This window comes from Streptomyces sp. SPB074 (assembly GCF_000154905.1).
Taxonomy (GTDB): Bacteria; Actinomycetota; Actinomycetes; order Streptomycetales; family Streptomycetaceae; genus Streptomyces.
The window spans coordinates 6,489,000-6,494,630 of record NZ_GG770539.1 but is presented as its reverse complement, the minus strand read 5'-3'; the positions used below and the strand labels follow the sequence as shown (position 1 = coordinate 6,494,630).

General features: G+C 72.8%; 5 protein-coding genes. 2 read left to right on the top strand and 3 right to left on the bottom strand.

Annotation, left to right across the window (positions count from 1 at the left end; translation table 11 throughout):
- Positions 1 to 76 precede the first annotated feature (76 nt).
- The 3 genes from SSBG_RS27745 to SSBG_RS27735 all read right to left on the bottom strand — a co-directional run bounded on the left by SSBG_RS27745 (position 77) and on the right by SSBG_RS27735 (position 3,681).
- Positions 77 to 1,051, bottom strand: a complete 975-nt coding sequence (locus SSBG_RS27745; protein ID WP_008749367.1) for an SDR family NAD(P)-dependent oxidoreductase — start codon at positions 1,049 to 1,051, stop codon at positions 77 to 79.
- A 165-nt stretch (positions 1,052 to 1,216) separates the two neighbouring features.
- Complete coding sequence (locus SSBG_RS27740; RefSeq protein WP_008749366.1) at positions 1,217 to 2,050, bottom strand: aldo/keto reductase; 834 nt, start codon at positions 2,048 to 2,050, stop codon at positions 1,217 to 1,219.
- A 263-nt stretch (positions 2,051 to 2,313) separates the two neighbouring features.
- The gene (locus SSBG_RS27735) at positions 2,314 to 3,681 is read right to left on the bottom strand and encodes a cryptochrome/photolyase family protein (protein WP_008749365.1); all 1,368 of its coding nucleotides are present in this window, start codon (positions 3,679 to 3,681) and stop codon (positions 2,314 to 2,316) included.
- A gap of 427 nt (positions 3,682 to 4,108) precedes the next feature.
- Here SSBG_RS27735 and SSBG_RS27730 point away from each other — a divergent pair, with 427 nt between their 5' ends.
- Together SSBG_RS27730 and SSBG_RS27725 are read left to right on the top strand one after the other, a co-directional pair.
- On the top strand, positions 4,109 to 4,624 hold the full coding sequence (locus SSBG_RS27730) for a lytic polysaccharide monooxygenase auxiliary activity family 9 protein (protein WP_008749364.1): 516 nt from the start codon (positions 4,109 to 4,111) through the stop codon (positions 4,622 to 4,624).
- Between the two features lie 239 nt (positions 4,625 to 4,863).
- Complete coding sequence (locus SSBG_RS27725; protein WP_008749363.1) at positions 4,864 to 5,604, top strand: chitinase; 741 nt, start codon at positions 4,864 to 4,866, stop codon at positions 5,602 to 5,604.
- Positions 5,605 to 5,631 lie beyond the last annotated feature (27 nt).

Below are 5,631 nucleotides of genomic sequence, written 5' to 3'. Positions count from 1 at the left end.
GTACCCCCGCCCCGTGCCGCCCGCCCCGTACCCCCGCCCCGTACCGCCCGCCCCGGCATCCCGGCGCCCGGGTCCCTCAGCCGCGGCCGAAGGTGTCGATGCCCGTGCGCTCGGCGGACAGGGCCCACAGGCGGGCCGCCTGCTCGGGGTCGATCGCCCAGTCCTTGACGCCGCCGCTGCCCTCCGGGGCCTCGTCGGCGGGGACGGCGACCTCGCAGTCCTCCAGGTAGAGGCCGCCGAGGCCGTCGAGGAGCGGCGAGGTCGCGGCGAAGACGGTCGTGGCCGCGCCCTGCTCGGGGGTCTTGAAGACGTCGGGGTCGATCAGCTCGCCCTGCTCGTCGATCCAGCCCCTGTCCACCATCTCCTGCCGCTCCAGGTGGCGCTGGAGCGGCGTGAGGATGCCGCCGGGGTGCAGGGCGAAGGCCCGTACGCCGTCCTCGGCCGCGAGGGCGTCGAGGTGGACGGCGAAGAGCACGTTGGCCGTCTTGGCCTGCCCGTACGCCTTCCACTTGTCGTAGCCCTCGCGGAAGTCGACGTCGTCCCAGCGGATGCCGGAGCGCAGGTGCCCCGTCGAGGACAGCTCGACGACGCGGGCGCCGCCGTCCGCGACGAGCGCCGGGCGCAGGAGGTTGGTGAGGGCGTAGTGGCCGAGGTGGTTCGTGCCGAACTGGGCCTCCCAGCCGGGCCCGACACGGGTCTCGGGGCAGGCCATGATCCCCGCGTTGTTGATGAGGAGGTCGATCGAACGGCCCGAGGCGCGGAACTCCTCGGCGAAGGCGCGGACGCTGTCGAGGTCGCCCAGGTCGAGCGTGGCGACCTCGGTGCCCTCGATGCCGGCGAGCGCCTCGCGCGCGGCCTCGGGCCGGCGCGCGGGCACGACGACGTGGGCGCCCGCCCCGGCGAGGGCACGGGTGGTCTCCAGGCCGATGCCGGAATAACCTCCCGTGACGACGGCGAGCTCGCCGCCGAGGTCGATGCCGGAGAGCACTTCGCTCGCGGTGGAGTCGTGGCCGAAGGGGGAACCGATGGGGTGCTGCTGGCTGCGGGTCATGACGACGACGCTACGAACTGGAGCGCAGTCGAAGTCAAACGCGGCTCGCACCCCGGCCCGCACGCCCCTCCCCCGGCCGAACGCGGGACGGCTGCCCCGGGGCCCGGCGCGGCGCGAACGGCCCCCGGAGCGACCCCGGGGGCTGGCTACGCGCGGTGGAGCCGCTTACGGCACGTAGTTGAACTCGTCCGGGTTCGGTCCCGTGCGCTCACCGCGGTCGAGGGCCGAGATCTCGGACATGTCGCCCTCGGTCAGCTCGAAGTCGAAGAGCGCGAAGTTCTCCTCGACGCGGGAGCGGGTGACCGACTTCGGGAAGATCACGTCTCCGCGCTGGAGGTGCCAGCGCAGGGTGACCTGGGCGGGCGACTTGCCGAGGCGGTTCGCGATGTTCCCGATCACCGGGTCCTTGAGGACCAGGCCCTGGGCGATGGGGGACCACGCCTCGGTCACGATGCCGTGCTCGGCGCCGAAGGCGCGCACGTCCTCCTGGGTGAGGTACGGGTGCACCTCGATCTGGTTGACGGCGGGGACGATGTCCGTCTCCTCCAGGATGCGCCGCAGGTGGTGCGGCTGGAAGTTCGAGACGCCGATCGCCTTGGCGCGTCCGGAGCGGTAGATCTCCTCCAGCGCCTTCCAGGTCTCGGCGAAGTCACCGACCTCCGGCAGCGGCCAGTGGATCAGGAACAGGTCCAGGTAGCCGAAGCCGAGATCGGCGAGGCGCCGGTCGAAGGCGGCGAGCGCGTCGTCGTGGGCGTGGAAGCCGTTGTTCAGCTTGCTCGTGACGAACAGCTCGGAGCGGTCGAGCCCGGATTCCCGGACCGCCTGCCCGACCTCCTTCTCGTTGCCGTACATCTCGGCGGTGTCGATGTGCCGGTAGCCGACGTCGAGGGCGCTGAGCGTGGCCTCCTTCGTCTTCTCCGGGGGGATCTGGAAGACCCCGAAGCCGAGCTGCGGGATCTCCACGCCGTTGTTGAGGGTGATGTTCGGTACTGCGGGCACGTGCCTCTCCTCGGTAGGTCGGCGGAGGCGGGAGCCGTACGGTTCGCGCCGGGGCGCGGCTCCTCGGCCACGTGGGTTCGCGTCCCCGCTTCCCGGGGGCGGAAAACACCATTCCGCCCCGTTTCGACGCGATGCGCGCGAGGTGTCACTCGCGGTACGGGCTCGCCGCACGGGGGCGGAGGGGGTGCCTCCGCCACGGCTCCGCGTGCCCCGTACACCCTTCGCACACCACCGGGCGCGCAGCGCGCACCACCGCGCGCGGCTCAGCCCTTCTCGCGTGCCCTGCGGAAGCGGTCGCGGCCCTCGGCGAGGTCCACCAGCGGCCGCGGGTAGCCCTCGCGCTCCCCGGCCGGACGCTTCCACGGCTCGTGCACCGCGCGCCCCTCGATGCCGCGCAGCTCCGGGACCCAGCGACGTACGTAGTCCCCCTCGGGGTCGTACTTCCGGGCCTGGGTGAGCGGATTGAGTACCCGGCCTGGGCGGGTGTCGGTGCCCGTGCCGGCGACCCACTGCCAGTTCATCTGGTTGTTGGCGAGGTCTCCGTCGGCCAGGAGGTCCAGGAAGTGCGCGGCGCCGAGCCGCCAGTCGAGGTAGAGGGTCTTGGTGAGGAAGCTCGCGGCGAGGAGCCTGCCCCGGTTGTGCATCCAGCCCTCGTGCGCGAGCTGCCGCATGGCCGCGTCCACGACGGGATAGCCGGTGCGGCCCTCGCGCCAGGCCGCCGCCTCCCGCTCGGCGCTCCGCCCGGTGCGCCAGTGGTCGCCGCGCGGGCGGTAGTCCTTGTGGGCGGCGGCGGGACGCGCGGCGAGCACCTGGTGGTGGAAGTCGCGCCAGCAGAGCTGGCGCACGAAGGCGTCGGCGCCCGCGCCACCCGCCGCGCGCACCCGGTGCACGCACTCGGCGGCGGAGAGCGCGCCGAAGTGGAGGTAGGGGGAGAGCCGCGAGGTGCCGTCCCCGGCGAGGTCGTCGTGCATCTCCTCGTACCGGCTGACGCCGTCGCGCCGCCAGGCGGCGAGAAGCGCGCGGCCCGCCGCCTCGCCCCCCTCGGCGAGCCCCGGCGAGACGCCTTCGACGTCGGCACGGCGCGGGACGGCGTCGGAGCGGACCCCGGAGGGCACGGTCAGCGCGCGGGGGGCGGCGAGGGGTTCGCGGAGCGGCTGGGCGGACCACTGGCGGTGGTACGGGGTGAAGACGGCGAAGTGGTCCTTGCCGCCGGGGACCAGTTCGCCCGGTTGCAGAGCCGTGACGACCGCCTCGTGCTCGACCAGCTCAGCGCCCGTCCCTTCGAGGGCCGTGCGCAGGCGGTCCGCGCGTCCGCGCGCGTAGGCGCTGAGCCCGGCCGCCACGTGCACGCGCTCCGCGCCGGTGGACCCGACGAGTTCGCGCACGATCCGTACCGGGTCGCCCGCGCGGACCACGAGCCGGCCGCCGCGCTCGCGCAGTCCGGCGTCGAGCCCCGCGAGGCAGTCGGCGAGGAAGGCGGCGCGGTTGGGCGCGGTGAAGCCGGCCTTCTCGATCCCCGGGTCGCGGACGAAGAGCGGCACCACCTCCTCGGCCTCGCGCGTGGCGGCGCGCAGCGGGGGGTGGTCGTGCAGGCGCAGGTCGGAGGTGTAGAGGACGATCGATGCCTTCACGGCGGGCTCCGCTGGGGACGTACGGGAGGGACTACCGCGATGATCGGCCCACGGGGACCGCGGGGCGCGCCTCCCACGCGGAGGAACGGCTTCCGAACACGCTCGCGAGGGGCGCGCGGCCGGCCGCTCCGGGGGCCGCGGCGGTCAACTCCGTTGCGGGGCGCGGAGGGTACCGCGCCACGGGTGGTACGGGGGCGCACTTTGGTCAAGCGGTTCCGCTCCCTTGACGTGAACACGTGACTCGGTATGGTCTAGTCCAAGTGGCCCAGACCTTTGGGAACTCCGGTACCTCCGTGCCGTGTTCACCGGTCGCGGCCAGAAACCTTCGCGCCTCACGCACCCCCACCCTGAGAGGCCCACCCGAACGGCACGGCGCCCCAATCGCCGCACCGGTCCCCGGGGGACCGATCGCAGTGAAGGAGAACTCATGCAGGCCAAAAGGAAGTTCGCCATCGGAGCGGGCGCCGTCCTGGCCCCCGCCCTCGCGCTGACCCTCGGCGCGAGCACCGCGAGCGCTCACGGCTACATCAGCAACCCGCCGAGCAGGCAGGCCCAGTGCGCGGCCGGCACCGTCTCCTGTGGCGAGATCAAGTACGAGCCGCAGAGCGTCGAGGGGCCCAAGGGCCTGACGAGTTGCAGCGGCGGCAACTCGCGCTTCGCGGAACTCGACGACGACTCCAAGGGCTGGGTCGCGACCCCGGTCAACGCCTCGACGCAGTTCAGCTGGAAGCTCACGGCGCAGCACTCCACGAGCACCTGGCAGTACTTCGTCGGCGGCCAGAAGATAGCCGAGTTCAACGACGGCGGCGCCAAGCCCGGCGCCACCGTGACCCACACCGTCAACTTCGGGAACCTGAAGGGCAAGCAGAAGGTGCTCGCGGTGTGGAACATCGCCGACACCACCAACGCCTTCTACAACTGCATCGACGTCACGGTGCGCTAGTACCGCCGCGCGTCGTCCGCCGCTCACCGGCCTCTGTCGCAGCGGCGGGCCGGCAGGCGCCGGCCCGAACCGGCCGGTGAGCGGCGGACGACTCCGGCGGGCACCCCGTGAGGCGCGAGCCGCGGAGTCCGGTCCCCACCCCGGCCTCGTGGCGCTTCCCCAATCCTTCTCCCTCCCCCCACACCGGCGGGCCGCCGCCACCTCCTCGCGGCGGCCCGCCCGCACGAATGGAGTCCCCCGTGCGCGCACGTATCCTCGCTCTCCTCTCGGCGACCGCCTCGGCCGCCGCCCTCACGACCCTCGCCCTCGGCGGCACCACGGCCGCCGCGAGCCCGCACTCCGCGAAGGCCGACTCGGCCGCCGCCTTCGTGGTGAGCCAGTCCCAGTTCGACCAGATGTTCCCTGGCCGCAACTCCTTCTACACGTACGAGGGCCTGACGGCCGCGCTCGACGCCTACCCCGGCTTCACCGGGACCGGCAGCGACACGACCCGCAAGCAGGAGGCCGCCGCCTTCCTCGCCAACGTGAGCCACGAGACCGGCGGCCTCGTCTACGTGGTCGAGCAGAACACCGCCAACTACCCGCACTACTGCGACACTTCGCAGCCCTACGGCTGCCCGGCCGGCAACGACCAGTACTACGGGCGCGGGCCCATCCAGCTGAGCTGGAACTTCAACTACAAGGCGGCGGGCGACGCCCTCGGCATCGACCTGCTCGGCAATCCCTCGCTCGTGGAGAAGGACGCGGCCGTCGCCTGGAAGACCGGGCTGTGGTACTGGAACACCCAGAACGGCCCCGGAACGATGACGCCGCACGACGCGATCGTCAACGGACGCGGCTTCGGCGAGACGATCCGCAGCATCAACGGCAGCCTGGAGTGCGACGGGAAGAACCCGGCGCAGGTCCAGAGCCGCATCGACAGCTACACGCGCTTCGCACAGGTCCTGGGCGTCGACCCGGGCGCGAACCTGAGCTGCTGAGCGGGTCACCGGGACACGGGTGAGGGG